Raw genomic sequence first — 23,835 nt, forward strand, 5'->3', positions numbered from 1 at the left:
ACCCGCACCGCCGGTGCCCGATCCGTGTCGTGACTGAGCCGTGACAACCGTCCGCGCGGTGGACCGTCTTTCACCGCGGAGGCGGGGGATGCCCGCCCTGCGAGGGGAAAGGGACGCGGGGTTTCATGATGAAGAGGTCGAAGACAGGTGTCGGGGCCGCATCGCTGTTGGGTGCGGTGGTGGCGGCCGGCGTGCTGAGCGGGTGCACGTCGAGCGGGCAGAACGCGGCGGGCGCCGCGAGTGGCGGGTCGTCGGCGTCGACCTCGGCGACCAGTGCCGTGGGGACCAGTGCTGCGGGGAGCTCGTCGGCGGCGGGCGCCGGGGCAGTGACGTCGGCGACGGGGAACGCGGGCGCGTCCGGGAACTCGACGTCGGAGGCTGGTGGTTCGGGGGCGGCTGCGTGCACGGGCGCCGAGATCAAGGTGACGACCATCGCGGACGGCGCCGGGGCCGGGCACGTCGCGTGGATCGTCGTGTTCACCAACGTCGCCTCCGCCTCGTGCTCGATCAAGGGATACCCGGGCGCCGCAGTGACGGACGCACCGGGACAGGTCGTGCTCAACGCCACGCGGGCGCAGGCCGGCTACATGGGCGGCCAGTATCCGAGCCCGGCGACGATCGTGCTCGCGCCGGGCAAGACCGCGTCGACGGTGCTCGAGTGGGTCGACTCGCCGGCGAACGGACAGACGCCGGTCGGCGCGAACTGCCCGGGGATGGACGGCGGGAAGGTGCTGATCACGCCGCCGAACACGACGCGGTCCACGGCGTTCGCGGCACCGGGCGACCTCTGCTCGCAGTTCGAGGTCCACCCGCTGGTCGTCGGCGGTTCCGGCCGGATGTAGCACTCTTGCATTGCGGCTACGGCGGCGCAGGCGGCAGAGCGGTTGTCGTAGATGCCTGATCGCCGACGCCCGGCTCCCGATAGTCCGGGGGCCGGGCGCGGTGCGTCAAAGGCGGCTCAGTAGCGTCCGCCGACAGGCGCAGGGAGTGCGTCCAGCTCGGCGATATCGGTGGGGGAGAGCTGCACGTCCGCGGCGGCGACGTTGTCGAGCAGGTACTTCGGGGTCTTGGTGCCGGGGATCGGGACGACGTACCGGCCCCGCGTCACGACCCAGGCCAGGGCGACCTGCGCGGGGGTCGCGCCGGCCCGCTCGGCGATTTCGCGGACGCGGGCGACGAGGGCGAGGTTCGCGCTCAGCGCCTCCTGCTGGAAGCGCGGGAGGCTGCGGCGGAAATCCTCCCGCGGCAGCTCGTCGAAGGACTGGAAGTTGCCGGTCAGGAAGCCGCGGCCGAGCGGGGAGAACGGCAGGAACGCGATGCCGTGCGCCTCGGTGTACGGCAGGACCTCGGCGAGCGCGTCGCGGGTCCAGAGGGAGAGCTCGGACTGGACCGACGTGACCGGGTGCACGGCCTGAGCGCGCTCGATCTGGTCGACCGTCACCTCCGACAGGCCGATCGCGCGGGCCTTGCCCGACTTCACGACCTCGGCCATCGCGCCCCACGTCTCCTCGAGCGGGACGTTCGGGTCGACGCGGTGCAGTTGGTAGAGGTCGACGTGGTCGGTGCCGAGCCGGCGCAGGCTCTCGTCGATCGAGGCGCGCACGTGCTCAGGCCGCCCGTTGTTGATCATCTTGATCTCCCGCGGCCGGATCGGGTCGCGTTCGAGGCCGACCTTCGTCGCGAGGACCGCCTGCTCGCGCCGTGCGCCGGCGAGGGCGCGGCCGACGAGCTCCTCGTTGCTGTGCGGGCCGTAGACGTCGGCGGTGTCGATCAGCGTGGCGCCGAGGTCGAGCGCCTGGTGGATGACGGAGATCGATGTCGCCTCGTCCCGCGGCGTCTCCAGGTCGTAGCTGGCGGTCATGCCCATGCAGCCGAGGCCGATGATGCCGACCTGCGGGCCGGTGGAGCCGAGAGTCGTCGTGCGCATGGCGGCGCGTTCCCTTCCGGAGTACTGCACGTTCGGGGTATCGCCTCCACCCTCACACGGATCGGCCGGCTGCGGGCGCGGGCGGCGGGGCCCGGTTCTTCCGGGTACCGGCCGTACCCCGCCGCCGTGCCCCGTCTGCTTACTTGATGCGTCAAGTGAATCGCGATAGGATTCACTTGACGCATCAAGTAAAGGAGGGGCTCGTGGGCGAGGAAACCCCCTGGTTGGACGAGGAGGAGCAGCAGACCTGGCTCGCCATGGTCAGCATGTTCGTCCGGCTCCCGGCCGCCCTCGACGCCCAGCTGCAGCGCGACTCCGGGATCTCGCACTTCGAGTACCAGGTGCTCGCCGGGCTCTCGATGGCTCCCGGGCGCACGATGCGGATGAGCGAGCTGGCCGAGTTCGCCGAGGGCTCGCTCTCCCGGCTCTCGCACACCACGAGCAGGCTGGCGAAGAAGGGCTGGGTGCGGCGGGCGCCGGACCCGCAGGACGGCCGGTCCACGCTCGCCTGCCTGACGGACGCGGGCTGGGCGAAGGTCGTGGAGACCGCGCCCGGCCACGTCGCCGAGGTGCGCCGCGTGTTCGTCGAGGCGCTGACCGCGACGCAGCGCAGGCAGCTGCGCGAGATCGCGACCCGGGTCAACGGCGCGATCGGCCCCGGCAAGGCGTGTTCCTAGAGCGAGTCCCGCGCGCGCGTCCCGTGTGCGTGTCCCGAGTTCGCATTCAGCAGTGAGAAGGAAGAAGGACCCAGTGACCGACGTCATCAACCCCGCGATACCGGCCGGCGCGTACGACGACTTCCTGCCGGAGGCACTGCCCGGCGCGCGCTCGCAGCGCGAGTGGACTCCCGCCGACGGTCCGCTGCCCGCGATCTACCTGAGCCACGGCGCGCCGCCGCTGCTCGACGACGGCGCCTGGCTGCGCCAGCTGTTCGCTTGGGCGCAGGCGCTGCCCAAGCCGAGGGCGATCGTGATCGTCTCCGCGCACTGGGAGGACGCGCCGCTGATGCTCTCCGCGCCCGGTGCGCACACGCCGCTGTTCTACGACTTCGGCGGCTTCCACCCGCGCTACTACACGATGAAGTACGACACGCCCGATGCCAGCGCGCTCGCCAAGCGCGTGGCCGCGATGATGCCGGAGGGCGAGCCGCTGTATCAGCACCCGAAGCGCGGCCTGGACCACGGCGCGTGGATCCCGATGATGGCCATGTACCCGCTCGGCGACGTGCCGGTGCTGCAGTTGTCGATGCCGACGCAGGACCCGGACGCGCTGCTCAAGCTCGGCCGCCGCCTCGCCCCGCTCCGCGAGGAGGGCGTGCTCATCGTCGGCTCCGGCTTCATGACGCACGGCCTGCCGTTCCTGACGATGGAGAACATGCGCGGACTCGCGCTCCCCGGCTGGTCGAGCGACTTCGACGCCTGGGTCGCGGACGCCCTCTCACGCGGCGACGTGGACGAGATCGCCTCGTTCGCGTCGAAGGCGCCGGGCATGCCGTACGCGCACCCGACGGCCGAGCACTTCGTGCCGGTGTTCGTCGCGCTCGGCGCCGCCGACGACCCTGAGGCTCCCGCCCGCACGGTCATCGACGGCTTCCAGCTCGGACTGGCCAAGCGTTCCTTCGAAGTGCGCTGACCGTACCCCGGCAGGACCGCGGCCCGGTTCGCGGTCGTCTACGGGCCGACGGCAGCGGGATCGGGGACGACGACGTTCTCCGGTCGCATCCGGATCACGTCGTGGCCGTGGCCGTGGCCGTGACCACCGACCGCAGTTCGTCGAGGGAATCGTCCATGAGCGCGCCGAGCGACGTCGGTGCCTCGCGCCGCGTCCAGCGGCCGAACGCGACGTGGAAGACCGCGACCCCGGCCTGCGCGGCGAGCGCCGCGGCGTGGTCGGAGACGCCGCGCTTCGCGAGCGCGTGCTGGAGCACGCCGGTGAGTCTGTGCAGCTTGATCAGCTCACGTTCCTGCAGGTCCGGATTCTCCGCCACGATCCCCGCGCGCAGGCGGGCGAAGGGGTGGCGGTCGGCGAACAGATCCGAGATCGGGCCGAATCCGGCGGCCACGACCGCCATCGGGTCGGCGTCCTCTGGCGCGGCGTCCATCCCCGCAAGCCAGCAGTTCTCCAGCTCCTGCGCCCCGCCGAACAGCACCTCGCGCTTGTCCGCGTAGTACCGGAAGAACGTGCGCTTGGTCAGCCCGGCGCGCTCGGCGATCTCGGCGACGGTGGTCGCCTCGTACCCCTGCTCGGCGAAGAGCTCGATCGCCGCCTTCGCCAGGCGGCCGGCGGCATCGGGTTTCCAGCGCGACATGGGCCCATTCTAGTTGATGGCACCTGGTGTCATGGGTTGTGCTAGGCTGCATGACACCAAGTGACATCACTTCACGGGAGAAGCTCATGCGCGTCTTCGTCACCGGCGCTTCCGGCCACATCGGCTCCGCCGTCATCCCCGAACTGCTCCGCAACGGCCACCAGGTCCTCGGCCTGGCCCGCTCCGACGCGTCCGCCGCCACGGTCGCCGGGTACGGCGCCGAGGTGCACCGCGGCGACCTCGGCGACCTCGACGGCCTGCGGTCCGCCGCGGCCTCGGCCGACGGCGTCATCCACCTCGCCTTCGACCACGCCCGGATGCGGAGCGGCGAGTTGGCGGCGGCCGCCGAGGGCGAGATGGCCGCCGTCCGCGTCTTCGCCGACGTGCTCGCCGGCACCGGGAAGCCGCTGGTCGCCACCTCCGGCGTGCTCGGTCTCGCGATGATCGGCCTCGGCGGCCGGCCGGGCACCGAGGCGGACATCGTCCCCGACGGCCCGCGCGCCGACAACGAGAACCTGACCATCGGCCTCGCCGAGCGCGGCATCCGCTCCTCGGTCGTCCGCCTGGCGCCGATGGTGCACTCGGAGCTCGACACGCACGGGTTCACCCCGGCGCTGATCGGCTTCGCGAAGCAGAACGGCTTCGCCGCGTACATCGGCGACGGCGCGAACCGCTGGACCGCCGCCGACTCGCACGACGTCGCAGTGCTCTACCGCCTCGCGCTGGAGAAGGCGCCCGCGGGCACCCGCCTGCACGGGGTGGGGGACACCGCCATCACGTTCAAGACGATCGCCGAGACGATCGCCGGCCGGCTCGGCGTCGAGGCGCGGAGCGTGACCGCTGAGGAGGCGCCGAAGTACCTCGGCTTCCTGGCCGCCTTCGCCGGCCTCGACGTCCCCGTCTCGAACGACGTGACGCGCGAGGTGCTCGGCTGGGAGCCGACGCACCCGGGCTGGGTCGAGGACGTGAAGTCAGGCCACTACTTCAGCTGACGCCCCGCTGAACGTCAGCGCCGATGCCAGGGGAGCGGGTCGGGGTTCACGCCCTGGACGGCGTCGGCGATGGTCCGGCACGCCTCGCCGAACTGCCGCACCTGCTCCCGCGACAGCACGTCGAACACGGCCCGGCGGACCGCCTCGACGTGGCCGGGGGCCGCGCGTTCCAGCAGCTCCCGGCCGGCCGGGGTGATCACGGTGATCTGGCCGCGGCGGTCGGCGGGGTTCTCGTGCCGGGCCGCGTAGCCGGCCTTCTCCAGCCGGGTGACGGCGTGCGTCAGCCGGCTGCGGGTGATCTTCAGGCGCTCCGCGAGCTCTGACATGCCGAGTCCGCCCGTCGGCGCGTTCTGCAGGAAATTGAGCAGCGCGTAGTCCGGATGGGTGATTCCGGCGTCTCGGCGCAGCTGGCGGTCGAGGTAGTCGTCCAGCAGCATGCTGAGATCGATGTATGCGAGCCAGGCGCTACGCTCCTCGGCGTCGAGCCAGCGCGGTGTGGTCATGGTCGTGTCACCTTAGCGGAGGGATCCCGGTTCGCCTTGATGGTGCGAGGGGCGTACGATCGATCGCGGTAATGTTTGAAGTATAAAACGTTTCTCGGGAGGACGCCGTGCGCGTCGCGATCACCGGATCCACCGGACTCATCGGGTCCGCCCTCACCCGTTCCCTGCTACGCGACGGCCACCAGGTGCTGCGGCTGACCCGGGGCGCCGCGAAGCCCGCGGGCGACGGCAGCGAGTCGGCGTCCTGGGACCCGAAGGGCGGGACGGTGCAGCCCGGGGCGCTGGAGGGCGTCGACGCGGTCGTGCACCTCGCGGGCGCGGGCATCGGCGACAAGCGGTGGAACGACGCGTACAAGAAGGAGCTGCGCGACAGCCGCGTCCTCGGCACGCAGACGATCGCGCGGGCCGTCGCCGGGCTCGACGCGCAGCCGGGCGTGCTGATCTCGTCCTCGGCGGTCGGCTACTACGGCGAGACCGGCGACCGCGTCGTCGACGAGAGCACCCCGCCCGGCAGCGACTTCCTCGCAAAGCTCTGCGTCGAGTGGGAGCAGGCCGCCGCGCCCGCCGCGCATGCGGGGATCCGCGTCGTGCACCCGCGCACCGGCCTGGTCGTCTCGGACAAGGGCGGCGCCTGGGGCCGGCTGTTCCCGCTCTTCCGCGCCGGACTCGGCGGGAAGCTCGGCTCCGGCGACCAGTACTGGCCGTTCATCTCGCTGACCGACCACATTCGCGCGCTGCGCTTCGCGATCGAGAACGAGAACGTCGCCGGGCCGCTGAACTTCTCCGCGCCGGAGCCGCTGACGAACAGCGAGATCACCAAGGCGATGGGCCGCGCGATGCACCGGCCGACGATCGCCGCCGTGCCCGAGTTCGTGCTCAAGATCGCCGTCGGCGAGTTCGCCTCCGGCATCACCGGCAGCTGCCGCGCGGTGCCCGCGGGCCTGCTCGCCGCCGGTTTCGAGTTCCAGCTGCCGACGATCGAGCAGTCGCTGGACGCCGTCCTCGCCCAGTAGCCGGCGGCCGCCGAGCGGCCGGACCACCCGAGCGCGCGGCGATCGTGCGTCTAGGCCGTGTCTTCAAACTATCGCCGGGTCCGCGACGCCTGCCACGCACGCTCGCGGCGTTGCAGGGGCGGTTGCAGACGACCGAGTATGCGCCCGCCCCTGCGCCTTGCGAGCGCGCGCGTCAGACGCCGCGGCCTGATCCAACGCAAGTTTGAAGACACGGCCTAGGGCGCTGCGCGCATCGGCCTGTGCGGCGGCCCGCCGGCCGTCTCCCGTCGCTTCGGCGGCGACACGCCCGGGATCCGGGCCGACTTGCATAGTCGTGCAGTGGAGCGCATATAATTCTGATCGTGTCCAAGGTACTCACCTCCCTCCCTGTCGGGGAACGTGTCGGAATCGCCTTCTCCGGAGGGCTCGACACGTCCGTAGCTGTCGCGTGGATGCGCGAAAAGGGCGCCGTCCCGTGCGCCTACACCGCCGACATCGGCCAGTACGACGAGCCCGAGATCGACTCGGTGCCCGGCCGTGCCGAGGAGTACGGCGCCGAGCTCGCCCGGCTCGTCGACTGCCGTGCCGCCCTGGTCGAGGAGGGCCTGGCCGCGCTCGCCTGCGGCGCCTTCCACATCAAGTCCGGCGGCCGCACCTACTTCAACACCACGCCGCTCGGCCGCGCCGTGACCGGCACCCTGCTGGTCCGCGCCATGCTCGAGGACGGCGTGCAGATCTGGGGCGACGGCTCGACCTACAAGGGCAACGACATCGAGCGCTTCTACCGGTACGGCCTGCTGGCCAACCCCTCGCTGCGCATCTACAAGCCCTGGCTCGACGCCGACTTCGTCGGCGAGCTCGGCGGCCGGACCGAGATGTCAGAGTGGCTGCTCGCCCGCAAGCTGCCGTACCGGGCCAGCAAGGAGAAGGCCTACTCCACCGACGCCAACCTCTGGGGCGCGACGCACGAGGCCAAGTCGCTGGAGCACCTCGACACCGGCATCGAGATCGTCGAGCCGATCATGGGCGTGCGCTTCTGGGATCCGGCCGTGCAGATCGACCCGGAGGACGTGACCGTCGGCTTCGAGCAGGGCCGCCCCGTCACCATCGACGGCAAGCGGTTCGACACGGCGCTGGAGCTGGTCCTCGAGGCCAACGCGATCGGCGGCCGGCACGGCCTCGGCATGTCCGACCAGATCGAGAACCGGATCATCGAGGCCAAGAGCCGCGGCATCTACGAGGCGCCCGGCATGGCCCTGCTGCACGCGGCCTACGAGCGGCTGGTCAACGCGATCCACAACGAGGACACCGTCGCCAGCTACCACAACGAGGGCCGCCGCCTCGGCCGCCTGATGTACGAGGGCCGCTGGCTGGACCCGCAGTCGCTGATGCTGCGCGAGTCGCTGCAGCGCTGGGTCGGCATGGCCGTGACCGGCGAGGTGACCCTCCGGCTGCGCCGCGGCGAGGACTACTCGATCCTGGACACCCGCGGGCCGGCCTTCAGCTACCACCCGGACAAGCTCTCCATGGAGCGCACCGAGGACGCCGCGTTCGGCCCGGTGGACCGGATCGGCCAGCTGACGATGCGCAACCTCGACATCGCCGACTCGCGCGCCAAGCTCGAGCAGTACGCCAACCTCGGCATGGTCGGCACCGCGCAGGCCGCCCTCACCGGCACCGGCACCGGCACCGGCACCGGCGGCGCCGGCCAGAGCACCGCACTGATCGGCGCCCTGTCCGAAGGCGGCGCCGAGGCCATCGCCGAGCGCGGCGACGCCCTCCCGGCCGACCTGCCGGACGAGGAACTGCTCAACCGCACCGCCCTCGAATCCGGCACCGACTAGTCCGGATTCCGCCGAGCTGGAGCCTCTCGTGTCGGGCGCTGACTGGTCTGGATTCCGCCGAGCTGGAGCCTCTCGTGTCGGGCGCTGACTGGTCTGGATTCCGCCGAGCTGGAGCCCTCGTGTCGGGCGCCGACTCGTCCCGATCCACCAAGGAGCCTCTCGTGTCGGGCGCCGACTAGTCCGGATTCCGTCGAGCTGGAGCCTCTCGAATCCGGCGCCGACTGGTCCGGATTCCACCTAGCTAGAGAGCCTGCGGCCCGTCGCGTCTGAATATGCGGCGGGCCACCGGTGTTTCGCCCTCGCCCTCGTGTGGTCAGGACGGCGTCGAGCCGCCGGTCCACTGGTACAGCTGCTCCGGGCGGCCGGCGCCGCCGTAGATGGGCGTGCGGGTGGCTAGGCACTGGGTGACGAGGTACTCCAGGTACCGCCTGGCCGTCTGGACGGCGATTCCTACGCCCTGCGATACCTGGGCCGCGGACAGTCCGTCGCTCGCCTGGAGCATTGTTACGACTGCGCCGAGCGTCGCCTCGGTCAGGCCCTTCGGCAGCATCGGCGCGGGGCTTTCGTGGAGTGCGGCGAGGGCGCGGTCCACGTCCGTCTGCGCGAGCTGGTGCGGGGCCTGCGCCGCGCGGCGGCGGTATTCGGCGTATGCCTGGAGCTTGTCCTGAAACGAGGCGAAGGCGAAGGGCTTCAGCAGGTACTGGACCACGCCGAGGGACACCGCGGCTCGGACCGTCGAGAGGTCGCGGGCCGAGGTCACGGCGATGACGTCCACCGCGCTGCCGTGGGCGCGCAGCGTTCTGCACAACTCGATGCCGTTGATGTCCGGCAGGTTCACGTCGAGCAGCAGCACGTCCACGGGGCGGGTCGCGACGAGGCGCAGTGCGTCGGTGCCGAGGTGCGCGACGCCCGCGACGGCGAAGCCGGGCACGCGTTCGGTGAACGCGCGATGTGCTTCGGCGAGTATCGGGTCGTCCTCGACGATCAGCGTATTGATCGGGGGTGTGGGGAGTGATCGGTCGGTGGTCATGCCTCGACCCGGACGTTCGAGTTGGGTAGCGTCACGGTGATCACCGCGCCGCCTAGCACGGTGTCTGCCGCCACTGCGATCGTGCCGTTGTTCCGCTCGACGCTGTGGCGCACGAGCGCGAGCCCGATGCCGTGGCCCGGCTCCTGCTTCGTGGTCCAGCCCCGCGTGAAGATCTCGTCCGCGCGGCCGGGGGCGATGCCCGCGCCGCTGTCGGCCACTCGGATCCGCACGTCGGCTTCGCCCGCGCAGAGGCTGACCGCGACACGATGCGGTGCCTCGGTCGCGGCCGCCGCGTCGACGGCGTTGTCGATGAGGTTACCGAGGATGGTGATCAGGTCCCGGTTCGGCACGGCCAGGTCCGGCGCGGCGGTGTCCTCGCCGATCGAGATCTCGACGCCGCGCTCGGCCGCCTGCGAGATCTTGCCGAGCAGGAGCGCGGCCACGGCCTCGTCGCCGACGGCGGTGAGCAGCCGGTCGATGAGGCCTTGCGACGCGGCGAGCTCCGTCGTCGCGAAGCGGATCGCGTCCCGGGGCCGGTCGAGTTCGATGAGCGTGACCACGGCGTGCAGCCGGTTCGCGGCCTCGTGGGCGCTGGCCGAGAGCGCGTCGGCGAAGGCGCGGGCCGAGTCCAGCTCGCCCGCGAGCGCGCGCAATTCGGTGTGGTCTCGCAGGGTGACGACGGTGCCGAGGTCGCGGCCGTCGCGCAGGGCGCGGGACTGGTTCACCGCCAGCACCCGGGCCCCCGCGAGGTGCGTTTCGTCGTGCGCGTCGCGTCCCGATGCGAGCAATTCGGCGAGCGCGGGATCGAGGCCCAGGTCGGCGACGGCGCGGCCGCTCAGATCGTCGGCCGCGTCCCGGTCGAGTAGCCGCAGCGCCTCGTCGTTGGCCAGCAGTACCCTGCGCCGGCGGTCCAGGACGAGCAGGCCCTCGTGCATCGCGTGCAGCACGGCGTCGTGATGCTCGTAGAGGCGGGTGATCTCCTGCGGTCCGAGTCCGAGCGTCTGCTTGCTCAGCCGCCGGGACAGCGCCCATGATCCGAGGCCGATCAGCCCGACGATCCCGAGTGCGATGGCCAGGATCAGCGGCAGCTGCCGTCCCGTGATCGTCGAGACGCGCTCCAGGGTGATGCCGACCGAGACCAGTCCGACGATCCTGCGGCCGGCGCCGTAGATCGGCGCGACCGAGCGGACGGAGGGCCCGAGCGTCCCGGTGTAGACCTCGCTGAACGGGTGCCCGGCGAGCGCCTGTGCGGTGTCTCCCAGGTAGTGCTTGCCGATCTCGTCCGGGTTCGGGTGGGTGTACCGGATGCCGGCCGGGCTCATGATCACGACGAAGTCGACGGACGTGGACCGCTCGATGCTCGACGCGATCGGCTGCAGCTCCGTCGTCGGATCGCTGCTCTGCACCGCCGCGGCCGTGCCCGGAGCCGCGGCGACGGTCTCGGCGAGGGCCAGCGTCTCGGTGCGCGCGTGGTCGAAGTCGGTGCTGCGCGCCTGCTGGACGGCGATCGTGATGCCGACCGCCGTGAGCAGGACCGCGACGGCCAGCTGCAGGATCAGGACCTGCTTCGAGATGCTCAGCCGCGCGACGCGGCGGCGTATCGGCCGCAGCATTCGTGGGGGAACTGGCTCGCGCATCCGGACAGTGTGGCACTCATCGAGGGCGCTGCCCAGCCGCCGCCGCACCCTGCTTGCCAGTCCGTGTGCGTAATGCGCGTAATGCTGACCTGCGGGGCCGCTCTCGACGATGGTCTTGGGGTCGGGCCACGCTGTGGTGGCCCACCGGTGTTGGGAGTCTTCGCATGGCGGCGAGTGCAGCGGCGGTTAGGGCGGTAAGAACCGGGTCGCGGTGGTACCGGCAGTTGTACGTGTGGGTGCTCGTGGGGATCGTGGCCGGCGCCGCGGTCGGCGCGGCCTGGCCGAAGGCGGGCGCGAACCTCGAGCCGCTCGGCACCGTCTTCGTCTCCATGATCACGATGGTGGTCGGGCCGATCATCTTCGTGACCGTCGTCGGCGGCATCGCCGGCGTGGACGACCTGCGCAAGGTCGGCCGGATCGGCGTGAAGTCGCTCATCTACTTCGAGGGGATGACGACCATCGCGCTGGTGCTCGGGCTGGTCGCGATCGACGTGCTGCACCCGGGCAGCTCGATCCACGCCGACCCGGCCTCGCTCAAGCTCACCGGCAACGCGGCGCAGTACGCGGCCGAGGGCAGGGCGCAGGGCTTCTGGTCGATCCTCACCGAGATCGTGCCGACGAGCGCGATCGGCGCCTTCACGTCGACCGGCAGCGACCTCCAGGTGGTCTTCTTCGCCGTGCTGTTCGGCGTCGCGATCAAGCTGGTCGGCGAGCCGGCGGCCGGCGTCGCGGCGGGTGTCGAGAAGCTCGGCAAGGTCTTCTTCGCCGTGCTGCGCATCATCATGTACGCGGCCCCCGTCGGCGCGTTCGGCGCGATGGCGTTCACCGTCGGCAAGTACGGAGTGCACACGCTCACCAGCCTCGGCTCGCTGATCGGCCTCATGTACGGCACGTGCGCGGTCTTCGTGATCGTCGCGCTCGGCATCGTCTGCGCGAGCTTCAAGCTCAACGTCCTGTCACTCCTGCGGTACATCAAGGACGAGCTGGTCATCGTGCTCGGCACGTCGTCGAGCGAGACGGTGCTGCCGCGGCTGATGCGCAAGATCGAGCGCGCGGGCGTGCCCGAGGACGTCGTCGGCCTGACGGTGCCGACCGGCTACTCCTTCAACCTCGACGGCACCTGCATCTACCTGACGCTCGCGGCGCTGTTCGTCGCGCAGGCCACCGGCACCCACCTCTCCCTCGCCCAGCAGCTCGGCATCCTCGGGATCCTGCTGCTGACCTCGAAGGGCGCGGCGGGCGTGACCGGATCCGGGTTCATCGTCCTGGCGGCCACGCTCGCCTCGGTCGGCACGATCCCCGTCGCCGGCATCATGCTGATCTTCGGCATCGACCGCTTCATGTCCACGGCGCGCGCGCTCACCAACGCGTGCGGCAACGCGGTCGGCTCCTTCGTCGTCGCCTCGTGGGAGGGCGTCCTCGACCGCGACCGGGCCCGTGCCGTGCTCTCCGGCGCGCCCGCCGGCGGCGATGAGGGCGAGAGCGAGGAGGTCCTCGCGCCGGCAGTCGCCTGACCGGCCGTGAGATCCGTGTGCCGGTCCCGAAACAGGGACCGGCACACGACACAAAGATCACCACGGATGTCATGGTTCGGAAACATCCCGCCTCTACCTTGCGGACATGGCGGATGTGTTCGACGAGTACGCACTGGGCGCGGCCTGGGACGAGATGTTCTCGGCCCCCGGCGCGCCGCGGCCTGCCTACCGGGCCGTGCGCGCGGCGCTCGACCGTTTCGACCCGGGCGAGCTGCGGCTGCGCGCCGACCAGGTGGCGCGCGCGTTCACCGACCGCGGCGTCACCTTCGCCTTCGACGGCGAGGAGCGGCCCTTCCCGCTCGACCTCGTGCCCCGGGTGATCGCCGCCGGCGAGTGGGATCTGATCGACCGCGGCGTTCGCCAGCGGGTGCTGGCCCTCGAGGCCTTCCTCGCCGACGTGTACGGCCCGGCGAACTGCTTCCATGACCGGATCGTTCCGCGCTCGGTCGTGCTCACCGGCAGCGGATTCCACCGCGCGGCGCACGGCATCGAACCGACGAACGGCGTCCGCGTGCACGTCGCCGGCATCGACCTGGTACGCGACGTGGACGGCCGGTTCCGGGTCCTCGAGGACAACGTGCGGGTGCCGTCGGGTGTCAGCTATGTGCTGGAGAACCGGCGCATCATGACCCGCACGTTCCCCGGCCTGTTCGCCGAGCAGCGGGTGCGGCCGGTCGACGACTACCCGGTCCGGCTCCTCAAAGCCCTGCGCGCCGCGTCCCCGCGCGCCGTCGCCGATCCGACCGTCGTCGTGCTCACCCCGGGCGTCGCGAACTCGGCCTACTTCGAGCACGCGCTGCTCGCCCGGCTGATGGGCGTTCAGCTCGTCGAGGGCCGCGACCTCTTCTGCGTCGGCAACCGGGTCATGATGCGCACGACGGCGGGAGAGGAGCCCGTGCACGTCATCTACCGGCGCATCGACGACGACTTCATCGACCCGCTGCACTTCCGGCCCGAGTCCGTCATCGGCGTCCCCGGCATCCTGAACGCGGCGCGGGCCGGCACCGTCGCGATAGCCAACGCCGTCGGCTGCGGCGCCGCCGACGACAAGCTCATCTACACGTACATCCCCGAGCTGATCAGGTACTACCTCGGCGAGGAACCCGTCCTCGAGAATGTCGAGACGCATCGCCTCGAGGACGCCGAACGCCTCGAGTTCGTGCTCGACCACCTCGCCGACCTCGTTCTCAAGCCGGTCGACGGCGCGGGCGGCAAGGGCATCGTGATCGGCCCGGCCGCCGACGAGCGCACCCTCGACAACCTGCGCGTCCAGGTCTCGAAGAACCCGCGCGGCTGGATCGCGCAACGCCCCGTCGCGCTCTCCACCTCGCCCACGTTCACCGCCGACCGCTTCGCGCCGCGGCACATCGACCTGCGGCCGTTCGCGGTCAACGACGGCGAGCGGGTCTGGGTGCTCCCCGGCGGCCTCACCCGCGTCGCGCTGCGCGAAGGGGCGCTGATCGTCAACTCCAGCCAGGGCGGCGGATCCAAGGACACCTGGGTGCTCGCGGGCGAGTCCGCGCACGCGGAGGCCGTGAACCCGGCGCAATCCGCCGGTAGCGACGCCGCCGACGGCCAACTCGACCCCGCGGACGCCGTCGCCGGGCGGCTCGCCGGACCGGGCGCCGACGGCCTCCAGCAGCAACAGCAGCAGCAACAGCAAGCGCAGAAGGACTGCTAGGCGAAGGAGGACGGTTCATGCTCAGCCGGATAGCCGAGTCACTGTTCTGGCTCGGCCGGTACGTCGAGCGCGCCGACGACACGGCACGCATCCTCGACGCCTTCATGCATCGGCTGCTCGACGATCCCGCGACCGACGAGCACGCCGCGTGCCGCACTCTCTACGCCATCCTCGGAGTCGAACCCGCCGCCGCGCAGGGAGCACGGTACGACGCGGTCGGCGTCATGGATCTGCTCGGCTTCGACACGGCCAACCCCAGCGCCGTCGCGGGGGCGTGGTGCGCGGCCCGCGACAACGCGCGCGGGGTGAGCGAGGTGATCTCGACCGAGGCGTGGGAGTGCCTGAACGCCACGTGGCACGCGCTGCCCGGCCAGCGGAAGGCCGCCGGCCGGATCGGCCCGTACGCCTATCTCCGGTTCGTGCGCGAGCGTGCGGCGCTGTTCTGCGGGCTCGCCGATTCGACGATGAGCCGCGACGACGGCTGGCTGTTCCTGACCATCGGCCGCAGCCTGGAACGCGTCGACATGACCGCGCGGCTGCTGTCCGCCAAGGTGGTCGCCTCCCGCAACGCGCCCGACTGGTCGACGCTGCTGCGTGCCGCCGGAGCCGACGAGCCGCACCGCCGCACGCTCGGCTGGGGCCGCGACCCGCAGTCGGCCGCGCGCTTCCTGCTGCTGGACCAGACGTTCCCCCGGTCGGTCATCCACGCCCTCAGCGTCGCCGAGCAGTGCCTCGCCACGCTCGCGGGCGGCCCGCACTCCGCGCGCCGCGACGTGGGCCGGATGCGCACGATGCTCGAATACGCCGAGGAACGCACGTTCGGAACGCAGCTGACGACGTATCTCAAGGAGCTGCAGGAGGGCTGCGTCACCGCGACGCGGCACATCGCCGACGAGTACTTCCAGTACAGCGCGCCGCTGGCCTGGCAGCACCGCGAGGACTGAGGGAGAGGGACCCGCAACGCCATGTCGATATTCGAGCCCGAAGACACCTCCCGCGGCCGCTGGCGGCTGGCGATCCGGCACGAGACCGTGCTGCGCTACGACGGGCCGGTCCGCGCGTCGTACAACGAGCTGCGGATGACCCCGCTCGACACGGCGGCCCAGACCCGGCTGAGCAGCCGCGTCGAGATCGGCCCGGCGGCCCAGCCGTGGCACTACACCGACTACTGGGGCACCCGGGTGACCAGCTTCGACCTCCAGGACCCGCACGAATCGCTCACCATCCGCGCGAGCTCCGTCGTCGAGACCAGCCCCTCGGCCTGGGCCGAGCCGGCGGCCGCCGAGCACCGCGACGAGTCCTGGGACGCGATCGAGACCGCCGTGAAATCCGGCGACCTCGCCGAGTTCACCGCGCCCACGGCCCGCACCAAGCTCACCCCGAGGCTCCAGCAGGAGCTCCGCGAGCGCGTGGACGGCGCCGGGCCGCACACCGCCGCCGAGCGCATCTGCGGCTGGATCCACGAGGCGATGGCCTACGTCCCCGGTGCCACCGGCGTGCACACCAGCGGCCGCGAGGCCTGGGAGAGCAAGTCGGGCGTCTGCCAGGACTTCTCGCACATCGCCATCGGCATGCTCCGCGCCGCGGGGGTGCCGGCCCGCTACGTATCAGGCTATTTGTTCCCGCTGAAGGAGTCGACGCCCGGCGTCAGCTGCGAGGGCCAGAGCCACGCCTGGACCGAGTACTGGGCCGGCGACTGGTACGGCATCGACGCGACCAACAACGTCGCCCCCGGTCTGCGCCACGTCGTCGTCGGCCACGGCCGCGAGTACACCGACGTCGTCCCGCACAAGGGCATCTACCTCGGCGCGCCGGACAGCACCCTGACGGTCTCGGTGAAGCTGACCCGGCTGGCCTGAGAAGGCCGGTCGGACCGCCCCGGACGCCGCGGACGCCGCGGCGGCGTAGGGTGGGCGGTCGGAGGTGGTCGGGCATCGCTCTGAGGTGCCCGACCATCGCCTTCAAACATCCTCTCGCCGGTTCGTTATCTTTTCGTTAGCTCCCTTGTCATCGCGGTGCGCAATACTCGGCCTAGCTGCTTACGCAGAAAACCGGACATTTCGGTGGTGATCGTGGTGAACTCCGAACCCTCCCCGGCAGTGGCCAGGGCGTGCGCGCACTGGCCCGCCTGTCCCGACGCCGACGCTCCCGACCGCGAGGCCGCCGTGCCCGTGGCCACGCACCCCGAGCAGGGCTGGAGCCTGCTCTGCAACGGCGTCGTGCTCTTCGAGGACACCGGCGAACTGCTGCCGGACGGTCGGATCATCGGCCCGCGGCGCCCCACCGACGTGCGGGTCACGGCCCAGGCCTGAGCCGCTTCGCGAGGCGAGCGCGAACCCCGAGGGCGGCCCGGGGTGATGGCCTCCATGGCGGCCCGCCGACGCGTGCGGGTCACGGCCCTGGCCTTAGCCGCTCCGCGTGCCAAGTGCGAACCCCGGGGCAAACCGGGGTGACGGCCTCCATGGCGGCCCGCCGACGCGTGCGGGTCACGGCCCCGGCCTGAGCCGCTTCGCGAGCCGAGTGCGAACCCCGGGGCGAACCGGGGTGACTGCCTTCGTGGCGCCCCACTGAAGCGTGCGAGTCACGGCTCGGGCCTGAGCTGCTCCGCGAGCCGAACCCGAAGCCCGGGGGCGATCCGGGATGACCGCCTCGGGCCGTGCGCGGCCGCGGACGCGCACCGACCTCTCCGGTCCCGCGGGGGCGGGGCGGATTTCCGCCGGAGCCGGTAGAGCTGACCGATCCGGGTAAAAGTCCTCTGTGAATTCCTCGGACCGCCGCGGCACGGACGGTTGGCCCCAGCCGCCGATCGGCCCCGACCTGCGCTTCTTCGCGCGTCTGCGGGCCAGGCTGCTGCGTTTGGCCCGGCGCGCCTGGGCGCGCAGCGAGCGCTACGACGCCCCGGTGACGCCGCACGCCGCCGCGGGCGGTTCGCCCCAGGATCCTGACGGGCCCAGCGAGCGCATCGCCCTGGCGTACGAGCTGGCACGCCGCCAGGTGCCGGCCACCTGGATCGCCGCGCGCTGCGCACTGCCGCACGCGTTCGCCGAGCTGATCGTCGCAGAGGTCGCCGACACGCCGGGTACCACGCCGCGCCGCCGCGACTGACGGGGGCCGCCCACGATCGCCGTCCCCCGCGGCCCGGATCCTCGGGGGACGGCCCTTTTCTTGCACGGCCTTCCGTCGGCCGTGCCTACGCCGCCGGGTCCTGCGTCGCCTGGACCTACGCTGCGCGGTCCATGTCGCCCGGACCCGCGCCGCCCGGTCCCTCGCTGCGTGGTCCTGCGCCGCCCGGTCCCACTTTCCGTAGTCCTGCGCCGCCCGGTTCCACGCTGCGTGGTCCTGCGCCGCCCGGTCCCACGCCGCCTGCTACGCCTGTTGCGAGTCCGGCGTGAAGTCGAGCACGGTCGTCGAGCGGTAGACGTCGCCGGGCTTGAGCACCGTGGAGGGGAACTCGGGGCGGTTCGGCGAGTCGGGGTAGTGCTGCGTCTCCAGCGCCACGCCGCCGTACTTCGGGTACGCGACCCCGCTCGTGCCGACGAGCGTGCCGTCGAAGTGGCTGCAGTTGTAGACCTGGATGCCCGGCTCCGTCGTCTCGAGGCGCATCGTGCGGCCGCTGCGCGGGTCCTTCAGGGAGGCGACGTTGCGCGGACGCTCGGTGCGGCCCCCGGTCAGCAGGTAGCAGTGGTCGTAGCCGTCGGCGAGCAGGAACTGCGGGTGCGGGTCGTCCTGCCGCGCGCCGATCGCCCGCGGGGTGCGGAAGTCGAACGGCGTTCCGGCGACGGTGATCGGGCTGTCGAGCGGGATCAGGGCGGTGTCGACCGGCAGGATCTCCTGCGCGGCGATCGAGAGCTCGTGGTCCAGGATCGAGGTGCCCGAGTCCTCGCCGGCGAGGTTGAAGTGCGCGTGGTTGGTCAGGTTCACGATCGTCGTCGCGTCGGTCTCGGCCGTGTAGTCGAGCGTGAAGCGGCCGTGCGCGAGCGTGTAGCGGACGGAGACGGTGAGCGTTCCGGGGAAGCCCTCCTCGCCGTCCGGGCTCACGCGGGTCAGGGTGACGGCGCTGCCGCCCTCGACCTCCTCGGCCGCGGCCGTTTCCCACATCCGCGCTCCGAAGCCGGGTACGCCGCCGTGCAGCGAGTTGGGACGGTCCTCGTCGTTGAGCTGCAGCTGGTACGCGGTGCCGTCGAGCTCGAACCGGCCCCCGGCGATCCGGTTTCCATAGCGGCCGATCAGCGCGCCGAAGAACGGGCTGCGCTCCAGGTAGTCGGCCAGGTTGTCGAAGCCGAGCACGACGTTCGCCGCGCGGCCGGTCCGGTCCGGCACGCGCAGCGCCTGGATGATCGCGCCGTAGTCGAGGATCGAGGCGCCGGCCCCGGTCGAGTCGGTCAGGGTCCACCGGCTGACCGCGGTGCCGTCGGGCAGCGAGCCGAAGGAATCGCGGGAGGGGGCTGGCACGGAAAGCCTCCTGGTGAGAGCGTTAACAAAGTGTCGGGGTGCAACGGTACCGGGTGACCGGCGCCCTTGCACCCCGTGCTCACTTTCGCGCTCCCGAGGCCCTTCCTTGCTCTTCCGGGCGCTAGCTACAGGTGTTTCCGTCGACCGTGAACGAGGTCGGCGGGGAGTCGCTGGACGTCCAGGTGCCCTGGAAGCCGAAGCTGGTGCTCGCGCCGGCGGCCAGCGAGCCGTTGTAGCTCGCGTTGGTCGCCGTGACCGTCTCGCCGGACTGGCTGACGGTGGCGTTCCAGGCGTTGGTGACCTTCTGATCGCCGGGGAACGTGAAGCCGACCGTCCAGCCGTCGAGCGCCGCCGAGCCGGTGTCGGTGACGGTGACGTTGGCGGTGAAGCCGCCGGTCCACTGGGAGGTGGTCTGGTAGGTCACCGAGCACGTCGCGCCCGCAGTGGCCGAGGCCGAAGCCGAGGCCGAGGCAGAAGCCGTGGCCGTCGCGGTGGGGCTCGCCGTGGCGGTCGTCGTCGGCGATGCGGACGTGCTGGTGCCGCCGCCCGGCGTGATGACGAAGGTCTCCAGGGCCCGCGCGGGGACCGTCGCCGTGAACGTCCCGGCGCTGACCGGGACGGCGGACTGCGTCGTCGCGTCCGCGCTGGCGTCGGTCAGAACCGGCGTGGCCGTGCCGGAGGTGATGCCGGTCCCGGTCAGCGCGTAGTTCACCGTGTCAGCGCTCGAAGCCGTGTTCAGCACGACCACCGCCACCGAGCCGTCGGGGTTCTTGTATGCGCTCAGATCCAGCGCGCTGTTCCCGCTCGACGCCGCGATCCGCACCGCGCCCGGCCTGATGTACCGGCTGTAGTTCGCGAACGCCCACAGTCGGCCGCTGGTGGTGATCGTGCTGCCGTTGAGCAGCAGCAGGCCCTCGTTGTCGCCGTTCTCCGAGGGCGTGGTGCTGCCCCACCAGTAGAGGAACGCGCCGAGGTTCGCGCCGGTCAGGCCCTGGTAGATGTGCTGCGCCCACGTGAAGCCGGAGGCGTCGGTGCCGTCGTCCCATGCGGGGTCCCACGTCTCGAACGTCGACCACTCCGTCTCCCACGCCGGGTTGCTCCAGCCGGAGAGCACCGAGGTGGGTGCCGAGGTGTAGCCGTGGCTCGTGAAGACCTTGGTGTACGACGCGGCGGTCGAGTCGGCCTCGATCGCGCTCGCGTACTGCGAGGCGTAGTCCCACCCCTCGGTCGCGCAGCACTCGACCTGCGTGCTCAGGCCGGAGCTCGCCATCGTCGGGCCGAGCGTGTCAATGAACTGAGCAGTCTGCGCGGGCGTCAGCTGCATGCTGTCGTAGCTGGTCGACAGGTTCGCCTCGTTCTCCGGCCCGATGTAGGTCAGCGGGTCTCCGGCCGCCGAGTAGTCCGCCGCGTACTGCTTGAGGTAGTTCGCGTACGCCTGGACCCAGCTGCCGCTGCTGCACGTCGCGCCGGTCAGGCCGCAGACCGCGCCCCCGTTGTCGGTCGCGTCGTTGGTCTTCATGAACGCGGGCGCGCTCCAGGCGTCGGCGAACACGTTCGTCACGCCGTAGTCCGCCTTGATCTGCTGCGCGAACCACAGCTGGCCGGCGTCCTGGTTGATCGACGAGAGCGGCAGGTAGGCGGGCGTCGCGCTCGGACTGCTCGGCGCGGTGGGTTCGATCGTGCTGCCGGAGTCCGCGCTGACCTCGTTGCGCAGCATGGTCAGCCCGGCTCCCGTGGTCGGGCTGTAGAGGTCGGCGAGCACCTGCTGCTGCACGGAGCTCGACGCGTTCATGACGGTCTGGGCCTCGCCGAAGGCCTCGGACGCGCCGAATCCCGAGATGGTCTGGTAGGTCGTGGAGCCGTTGATCGTGGCGGCGTCGGCGGCGTACGCGGGGTGCGTCATGCCGAGGACGACCATCGACGCGGCGACGAGCGAGACGCCGGCGGAGACCGCGACGGCTCGTCCGGCCCTGCTACTGGTGGGTGGCAATTCCCTTCCTCCAATCGTTTCCCCCGAAGCTAAGGAGCAGGTCCCGGGCCGCAAAGGAAACGGTGCGGCGCCCGCGGAAAGGCGCGGGTCGGCGGAGAAAGTTTCAGGCGCGCCGCCGTGGAGCTGCGGCTTCGCCGAGGGGTCTGGGTGTCAGGGCCCCGCCTCGTCGTCCGGCGGCACGTGGAAGCGGCGCTCCCCGGCCCGTGACCCGAGCCGGGGAGCGCCGCGGAGACGAGCCGAGCCGGCTACGAGCTCTGCTTGTACTGGTAGACCGTCGTGACGACCGCGCACACGCTCGGCTGGATGATCTCCACCCGCAGGATTCCCGTGCTCGGGTCGTAGTCCACGCCCTCGGCCTCGAAGGTGCCGGAGCAGATGCTCTCCTGCGGGATCGAGCCGAGGTCCACGACGTGCCCGGTCACGCTCGTCCCGCTGAGCGCCGCGGACAGGTCGACCTCCAGCAGCGGCTTCGCGTTCGAGAACAGCGTCTCGCTGCTGTCGTCCGAGGCGCAGATGAGCTCGGTCGAGGTGACGAAGTCGCAGCCCTGGACGTCGTTGACCTGGTGGTCCAGCTGGATGTAGCCGGACAGGTCCAGCGAGCCGCCGTCCTGCGAGGTCGTCGGGTTCAGCAGCGGCGTCGGGTAGATCTGCAGGTGGGACATCGTGCCCCACTCGCCGGAGACCATCCACTGCCGGTCGGGCGAGATCGCGTCGAAGGAGTTGTTGTACAGCTCGCCGGGCACGAGCGTGTGCACATACTGGTAGGTCGCCCCGGACGGCGTCGTGACCTGGAACATCTTCTCGTTCGAGCTGGAGCTCGAGTTCTGGTACGCGTCGATGATGTAGCCCGAGGCCGAGTCGGGGTCGCCGACGTGCGTCCAACCCGCGGCGGCCAGGCCGACGGGGACCGAGCCGAGGCCGCGGTAGAGGACGTACGGCGAGCCGCCGGCCGGGTCGACGGTCGCGACGCCCTCGCCCGCGGTGAGCGTGCTCTGGAGGGACGAGCCGGTCTCGGTCCAGCCCGAGACGCCGGACGCGGCGAGCGGTTTGACGGCGGCGGCCGCGGCGGCGGTGGTGGACGCCTGAGCAGCCTGGGCGGTGCCGATGGGCACCGCGGACAAGCCGATCACGGCGCACACCGCGAGCGGCACAGTGAATCTGCGCATTGCGAAGCCTCACAGAATGTAGGGCAGAACGGGACGGAGGTGGGTGGGGCCGGGCGAACCCGGCCTACGTCCGCCGCAGACGATAGCGCGGCCTCGCGCGTGAGTTCGAGACGTGATGGAGAAACAGTGGGTGAAGCCCTCGCCTGCCGTCGCGAAGAAAAGTACCCTGGCCCCCGACATGACTCTGCATCAACTCAGCAGCACGGAGTTCGGCACCGTCGCCCCCCACTCCGTGCTGGTGGCCGTGGACCTCTCCCGCACCTCGCTGCGCGCCGTCGACTACGCGGCGGGACTCGCCCGCCGGTCGGGCGTCTGCGTCGTCGGCGTGTACGTGCGCCACCACAACTCCCTGCTGCTCAGCTCTCCCGGCTTCTCCGCATACGCGCAGGTGGCCGAGTCCGATCTGGCACGGGAGGCGGGCGGCTACCTGGCCGAGAGCGCCGAGCGGCTGGGCACCGAGCACGCGTTCGCGGTGCTCGACGGCTCGCCGGTGTCCGCGATCCGCAAGCTGGCCCGCGACCTGCAGGTCTCGGCGCTGGTCGTGGGCGCCTCCGAGCACTGGTCGCACCGCTGCTTCGGCTCGCTCGCGGTGCGGCTGGCCCGCACCGCGCCGTGCCCGGTCATCATCGTGCCCTGACGCCGTCGGCCCCGGTCACATCGCGCGCATGTCCGCCATCTCGGACGAGGGCACCGAGTTCTTCGACGGAGTCGTGTACTCGGCCCACGAGGTCGGCGCCTGGCCCGGGTTGAGCGTGCGCAGCCGGGCGATGACGGCCGGGTCCTGCGCGTCGAGCCACTGGGCCATCTGGCGGAAGGACACGAGCCGCACGTCGGGGTACTCGGCGATCTCGCGGAGCGCCTGCTCGACGGACGCCATGTAGATCCCGCCGTTCCACGACTCGAAGTGGTTGCCGATGAAGTACGGCGCCCGGTTGGTCGTGTACGCGCGGTTGAAGCCAGCCATGTAGGCGTTCGCCGACTGCCGCTGCCAGTACGGCCGCATCGACTTCGAGCCGGACGGATTGGCGTTCGACTGATTGGCCATCATGTTGTAGTCCATGGACAGCACCTGGAACCCGGTCCCCGGGAACGGGATGCACTGCAGCGGGAAGTCCCACACGCCAAGCCGCTTCTCCGGCCAGATCTGCAGACCGCCGGGGTTGCTCGCGTCGTACGTCCAGCCGAGGTCCCGCGCCACGGGCAGCAGCTGGTTCTGGCCGAGCAGGCAGGGGGTACGGCCGCCGGTGAGCTCCTTCGAGTAGTCGAACGGGAGCGCGTCGAGGTCGGTGAAGCCCGTGTTCGTGCGCCACGAGTGCACGAAGCCGATGGCCTGGTCGATCTCGCTGCGCCACTGCGCCGGGCTCCAGGTGCCGACGCCCTGGTCGTCGCAGAAGTGCCCGTTGAAGTGGGTGCCGATCTCGTGCCCCTCCAGCCAGGCGGCCCCGACCTGCTGGATCGTCGCGCGCACGGAGTCGTCGGAGAGGTAGCCGATCGCCGAGGCGCCGAGCGGCTTGCCGGGCGGCGCGTAGAGCATCCGCTGGCTTCGCGGCAGCGTGTAGATGCCGCTCAGGAAGAACGTCATCGTGGCCTTGGTCTCCTGCGCGACCTGCCGGAAGTGCGAGAACAGCCTGCTGTCGTCCTCGCCCGCGCCGTCCCAGGAGAACACCACGAACTGCGGCGGCCGCTCACCCGCGCCGAGCCGCTCCGGCACCGGCTGACGCGGCTGCGGCCCGGTGTCCGAGGTCGAGCCGTCCCCGATCAGCCGCCCGGCCGGCTTG

23 protein-coding genes are annotated in these 23,835 nt (G+C 71.3%); 13 read left to right on the forward strand and 10 right to left on the reverse strand.

The features are described 5' to 3' along the window. Window positions 1-70 precede the first annotated feature (70 nt). Window positions 71-421, reverse strand: coding sequence for a hypothetical protein (locus KDK95_RS18200; protein ID WP_212519394.1), 351 nt, complete (start codon window positions 419-421; stop codon window positions 71-73). A 1-nt stretch (window position 422) separates the two neighbouring features. Here KDK95_RS18200 and KDK95_RS18205 point away from each other — a divergent pair, with 1 nt between their 5' ends. Then, window positions 423-842, forward strand: a complete 420-nt coding sequence (locus tag KDK95_RS18205) for a DUF4232 domain-containing protein (protein ID WP_212519395.1) — start codon at window positions 423-425, stop codon at window positions 840-842. A 116-nt stretch (window positions 843-958) separates the two neighbouring features. Here the strand turns inward: KDK95_RS18205 and KDK95_RS18210 are convergent, their stop codons facing one another. Then, window positions 959-1,927 (reverse strand): aldo/keto reductase, encoded by a 969-nt coding sequence (locus KDK95_RS18210; protein ID WP_212519396.1) that lies wholly within the window; start codon window positions 1,925-1,927, stop codon window positions 959-961. A 257-nt stretch (window positions 1,928-2,184) separates the two neighbouring features. Here KDK95_RS18210 and KDK95_RS35940 point away from each other — a divergent pair, with 257 nt between their 5' ends. Both KDK95_RS35940 and KDK95_RS18220 read left to right on the forward strand, forming a co-directional pair. Then, on the forward strand, window positions 2,185-2,604 hold the full coding sequence (locus tag KDK95_RS35940; protein ID WP_372463346.1) for a MarR family winged helix-turn-helix transcriptional regulator: 420 nt from the start codon (window positions 2,185-2,187) through the stop codon (window positions 2,602-2,604). Between the two features lie 73 nt (window positions 2,605-2,677). Next, complete coding sequence (locus KDK95_RS18220; protein WP_307844436.1) at window positions 2,678-3,559, forward strand: dioxygenase family protein; 882 nt, start codon at window positions 2,678-2,680, stop codon at window positions 3,557-3,559. 94 nt (window positions 3,560-3,653) lie between these two features. On the opposite strand, the gene KDK95_RS18225 is transcribed toward KDK95_RS18220, so the two are convergent. After that, a complete protein-coding gene (locus KDK95_RS18225; RefSeq protein ID WP_212519398.1) occupies window positions 3,654-4,235 on the reverse strand; it encodes a TetR/AcrR family transcriptional regulator in 582 nt (193 codons plus the stop codon). A gap of 86 nt (window positions 4,236-4,321) precedes the next feature. Here KDK95_RS18225 and KDK95_RS18230 point away from each other — a divergent pair, with 86 nt between their 5' ends. Further along, window positions 4,322-5,227, forward strand: coding sequence for an SDR family oxidoreductase (locus tag KDK95_RS18230; RefSeq protein WP_212519399.1), 906 nt, complete (start codon window positions 4,322-4,324; stop codon window positions 5,225-5,227). Window positions 5,228-5,241: 14 nt separating this feature from the next. Here the strand turns inward: KDK95_RS18230 and KDK95_RS18235 are convergent, their stop codons facing one another. Further along, window positions 5,242-5,730 (reverse strand): MarR family winged helix-turn-helix transcriptional regulator, encoded by a 489-nt coding sequence (locus KDK95_RS18235; RefSeq protein WP_212519400.1) that lies wholly within the window; start codon window positions 5,728-5,730, stop codon window positions 5,242-5,244. A 107-nt stretch (window positions 5,731-5,837) separates the two neighbouring features. On the opposite strand from KDK95_RS18235, the gene KDK95_RS18240 reads away from it, so the two are divergent. Continuing rightward, complete coding sequence (locus KDK95_RS18240; RefSeq protein WP_212519401.1) at window positions 5,838-6,743, forward strand: TIGR01777 family oxidoreductase; 906 nt, start codon at window positions 5,838-5,840, stop codon at window positions 6,741-6,743. A 341-nt stretch (window positions 6,744-7,084) separates the two neighbouring features. Next, window positions 7,085-8,566, forward strand: coding sequence for an argininosuccinate synthase (argG, locus tag KDK95_RS18245; RefSeq protein ID WP_212519402.1), 1,482 nt, complete (start codon window positions 7,085-7,087; stop codon window positions 8,564-8,566). A gap of 313 nt (window positions 8,567-8,879) precedes the next feature. Here the strand turns inward: argG and KDK95_RS18250 are convergent, their stop codons facing one another. Together KDK95_RS18250 and KDK95_RS18255 are read right to left on the reverse strand one after the other, a co-directional pair. After that, window positions 8,880-9,596 (reverse strand): response regulator, encoded by a 717-nt coding sequence (locus KDK95_RS18250; RefSeq protein ID WP_212519403.1) that lies wholly within the window; start codon window positions 9,594-9,596, stop codon window positions 8,880-8,882. Continuing rightward, window positions 9,593-11,233, reverse strand: coding sequence for an ATP-binding protein (locus KDK95_RS18255; protein WP_212519404.1), 1,641 nt, complete (start codon window positions 11,231-11,233; stop codon window positions 9,593-9,595). The genes KDK95_RS18250 and KDK95_RS18255 overlap by 4 nt, the downstream gene beginning before the upstream one ends. A gap of 164 nt (window positions 11,234-11,397) precedes the next feature. Here KDK95_RS18255 and dctA point away from each other — a divergent pair, with 164 nt between their 5' ends. The 6 genes from dctA (at window position 11,398) to KDK95_RS18285 (ending at window position 17,554) form a co-directional block, all read left to right on the forward strand. Then, window positions 11,398-12,747, forward strand: coding sequence for a C4-dicarboxylate transporter DctA (gene dctA, locus KDK95_RS18260; protein WP_212519405.1), 1,350 nt, complete (start codon window positions 11,398-11,400; stop codon window positions 12,745-12,747). Window positions 12,748-12,853: 106 nt separating this feature from the next. Further along, on the forward strand, window positions 12,854-14,449 hold the full coding sequence (locus KDK95_RS18265) for a circularly permuted type 2 ATP-grasp protein (RefSeq protein ID WP_212519406.1): 1,596 nt from the start codon (window positions 12,854-12,856) through the stop codon (window positions 14,447-14,449). 17 nt (window positions 14,450-14,466) lie between these two features. Further along, on the forward strand, window positions 14,467-15,393 hold the full coding sequence (locus tag KDK95_RS18270) for an alpha-E domain-containing protein (protein ID WP_212519407.1): 927 nt from the start codon (window positions 14,467-14,469) through the stop codon (window positions 15,391-15,393). Between the two features lie 21 nt (window positions 15,394-15,414). After that, window positions 15,415-16,308 carry a transglutaminase family protein gene (locus tag KDK95_RS18275; protein WP_212519408.1) on the forward strand — a complete coding sequence of 298 codons (894 nt, stop codon included), beginning with the start codon at window positions 15,415-15,417 and terminating at the stop codon, window positions 16,306-16,308. 207 nt (window positions 16,309-16,515) lie between these two features. Further along, window positions 16,516-16,761 (forward strand): DUF5999 family protein, encoded by a 246-nt coding sequence (locus KDK95_RS35945; protein ID WP_307844440.1) that lies wholly within the window; start codon window positions 16,516-16,518, stop codon window positions 16,759-16,761. A gap of 445 nt (window positions 16,762-17,206) precedes the next feature. After that, window positions 17,207-17,554 (forward strand): hypothetical protein, encoded by a 348-nt coding sequence (locus KDK95_RS18285; RefSeq protein ID WP_212519409.1) that lies wholly within the window; start codon window positions 17,207-17,209, stop codon window positions 17,552-17,554. A 261-nt stretch (window positions 17,555-17,815) separates the two neighbouring features. Here the strand turns inward: KDK95_RS18285 and KDK95_RS18290 are convergent, their stop codons facing one another. The 3 genes from KDK95_RS18290 to KDK95_RS18300 all read right to left on the reverse strand — a co-directional run bounded on the left by KDK95_RS18290 (window position 17,816) and on the right by KDK95_RS18300 (window position 22,057). Beyond that, window positions 17,816-18,901 (reverse strand): aldose epimerase family protein, encoded by a 1,086-nt coding sequence (locus KDK95_RS18290; protein ID WP_212519410.1) that lies wholly within the window; start codon window positions 18,899-18,901, stop codon window positions 17,816-17,818. Window positions 18,902-19,022: 121 nt separating this feature from the next. Then, on the reverse strand, window positions 19,023-20,891 hold the full coding sequence (locus KDK95_RS18295; RefSeq protein WP_249161484.1) for a cellulose binding domain-containing protein: 1,869 nt from the start codon (window positions 20,889-20,891) through the stop codon (window positions 19,023-19,025). A 245-nt stretch (window positions 20,892-21,136) separates the two neighbouring features. Then, a complete protein-coding gene (locus tag KDK95_RS18300) occupies window positions 21,137-22,057 on the reverse strand; it encodes a hypothetical protein (protein ID WP_212519411.1) in 921 nt (306 codons plus the stop codon). Window positions 22,058-22,235: 178 nt separating this feature from the next. Between KDK95_RS18300 and KDK95_RS18305 the strand changes: the two genes are divergently transcribed. Next, window positions 22,236-22,694 (forward strand): universal stress protein, encoded by a 459-nt coding sequence (locus KDK95_RS18305; protein ID WP_212519412.1) that lies wholly within the window; start codon window positions 22,236-22,238, stop codon window positions 22,692-22,694. Between the two features lie 15 nt (window positions 22,695-22,709). Here the strand turns inward: KDK95_RS18305 and KDK95_RS18310 are convergent, their stop codons facing one another. Further along, complete coding sequence (locus KDK95_RS18310) at window positions 22,710-23,819, reverse strand: polysaccharide deacetylase family protein (RefSeq protein WP_372463347.1); 1,110 nt, start codon at window positions 23,817-23,819, stop codon at window positions 22,710-22,712. Between the last annotated feature and the right edge of the window lie 16 nt (window positions 23,820-23,835).

Source organism: Actinospica acidithermotolerans (assembly GCF_018139625.1).
GTDB classification, from domain to species: domain Bacteria; phylum Actinomycetota; class Actinomycetes; order Streptomycetales; family Catenulisporaceae; genus Actinospica; species Actinospica acidithermotolerans.

Excerpts from the sequence above, each read along its gene's own strand:
- KDK95_RS18230 (WP_212519399.1), top strand. The coding sequence starts at position 4,322 with ATGCGCGTCTTCGTCACCGGCGCTTCCGGCCACATCGGCTCCGCCGTC.
- KDK95_RS18210 (WP_212519396.1), bottom strand. The coding sequence starts at position 1,927 with ATGCGCACGACGACTCTCGGCTCCACCGGCCCGCAGGTCGGCATCATC.
- dctA (WP_212519405.1), top strand. The coding sequence starts at position 11,398 with ATGGCGGCGAGTGCAGCGGCGGTTAGGGCGGTAAGAACCGGGTCGCGG.
- KDK95_RS18300 (WP_212519411.1), bottom strand. The coding sequence starts at position 22,057 with ATGCGCAGATTCACTGTGCCGCTCGCGGTGTGCGCCGTGATCGGCTTG.
- KDK95_RS18250 (WP_212519403.1), bottom strand. The coding sequence starts at position 9,596 with ATGACCACCGACCGATCACTCCCCACACCCCCGATCAATACGCTGATC.
- KDK95_RS18225 (WP_212519398.1), bottom strand. The coding sequence starts at position 4,235 with ATGTCGCGCTGGAAACCCGATGCCGCCGGCCGCCTGGCGAAGGCGGCG.
- KDK95_RS18235 (WP_212519400.1), bottom strand. The coding sequence starts at position 5,730 with ATGACCACACCGCGCTGGCTCGACGCCGAGGAGCGTAGCGCCTGGCTC.
- KDK95_RS35940 (WP_372463346.1), top strand. The coding sequence starts at position 2,185 with ATGGTCAGCATGTTCGTCCGGCTCCCGGCCGCCCTCGACGCCCAGCTG.
- KDK95_RS18275 (WP_212519408.1), top strand. The coding sequence starts at position 15,415 with ATGTCGATATTCGAGCCCGAAGACACCTCCCGCGGCCGCTGGCGGCTG.
- KDK95_RS18255 (WP_212519404.1), bottom strand. The coding sequence starts at position 11,233 with ATGCGCGAGCCAGTTCCCCCACGAATGCTGCGGCCGATACGCCGCCGC.
- KDK95_RS18305 (WP_212519412.1), top strand. The coding sequence starts at position 22,236 with ATGACTCTGCATCAACTCAGCAGCACGGAGTTCGGCACCGTCGCCCCC.
- KDK95_RS18270 (WP_212519407.1), top strand. The coding sequence starts at position 14,467 with ATGCTCAGCCGGATAGCCGAGTCACTGTTCTGGCTCGGCCGGTACGTC.
- KDK95_RS18265 (WP_212519406.1), top strand. The coding sequence starts at position 12,854 with ATGGCGGATGTGTTCGACGAGTACGCACTGGGCGCGGCCTGGGACGAG.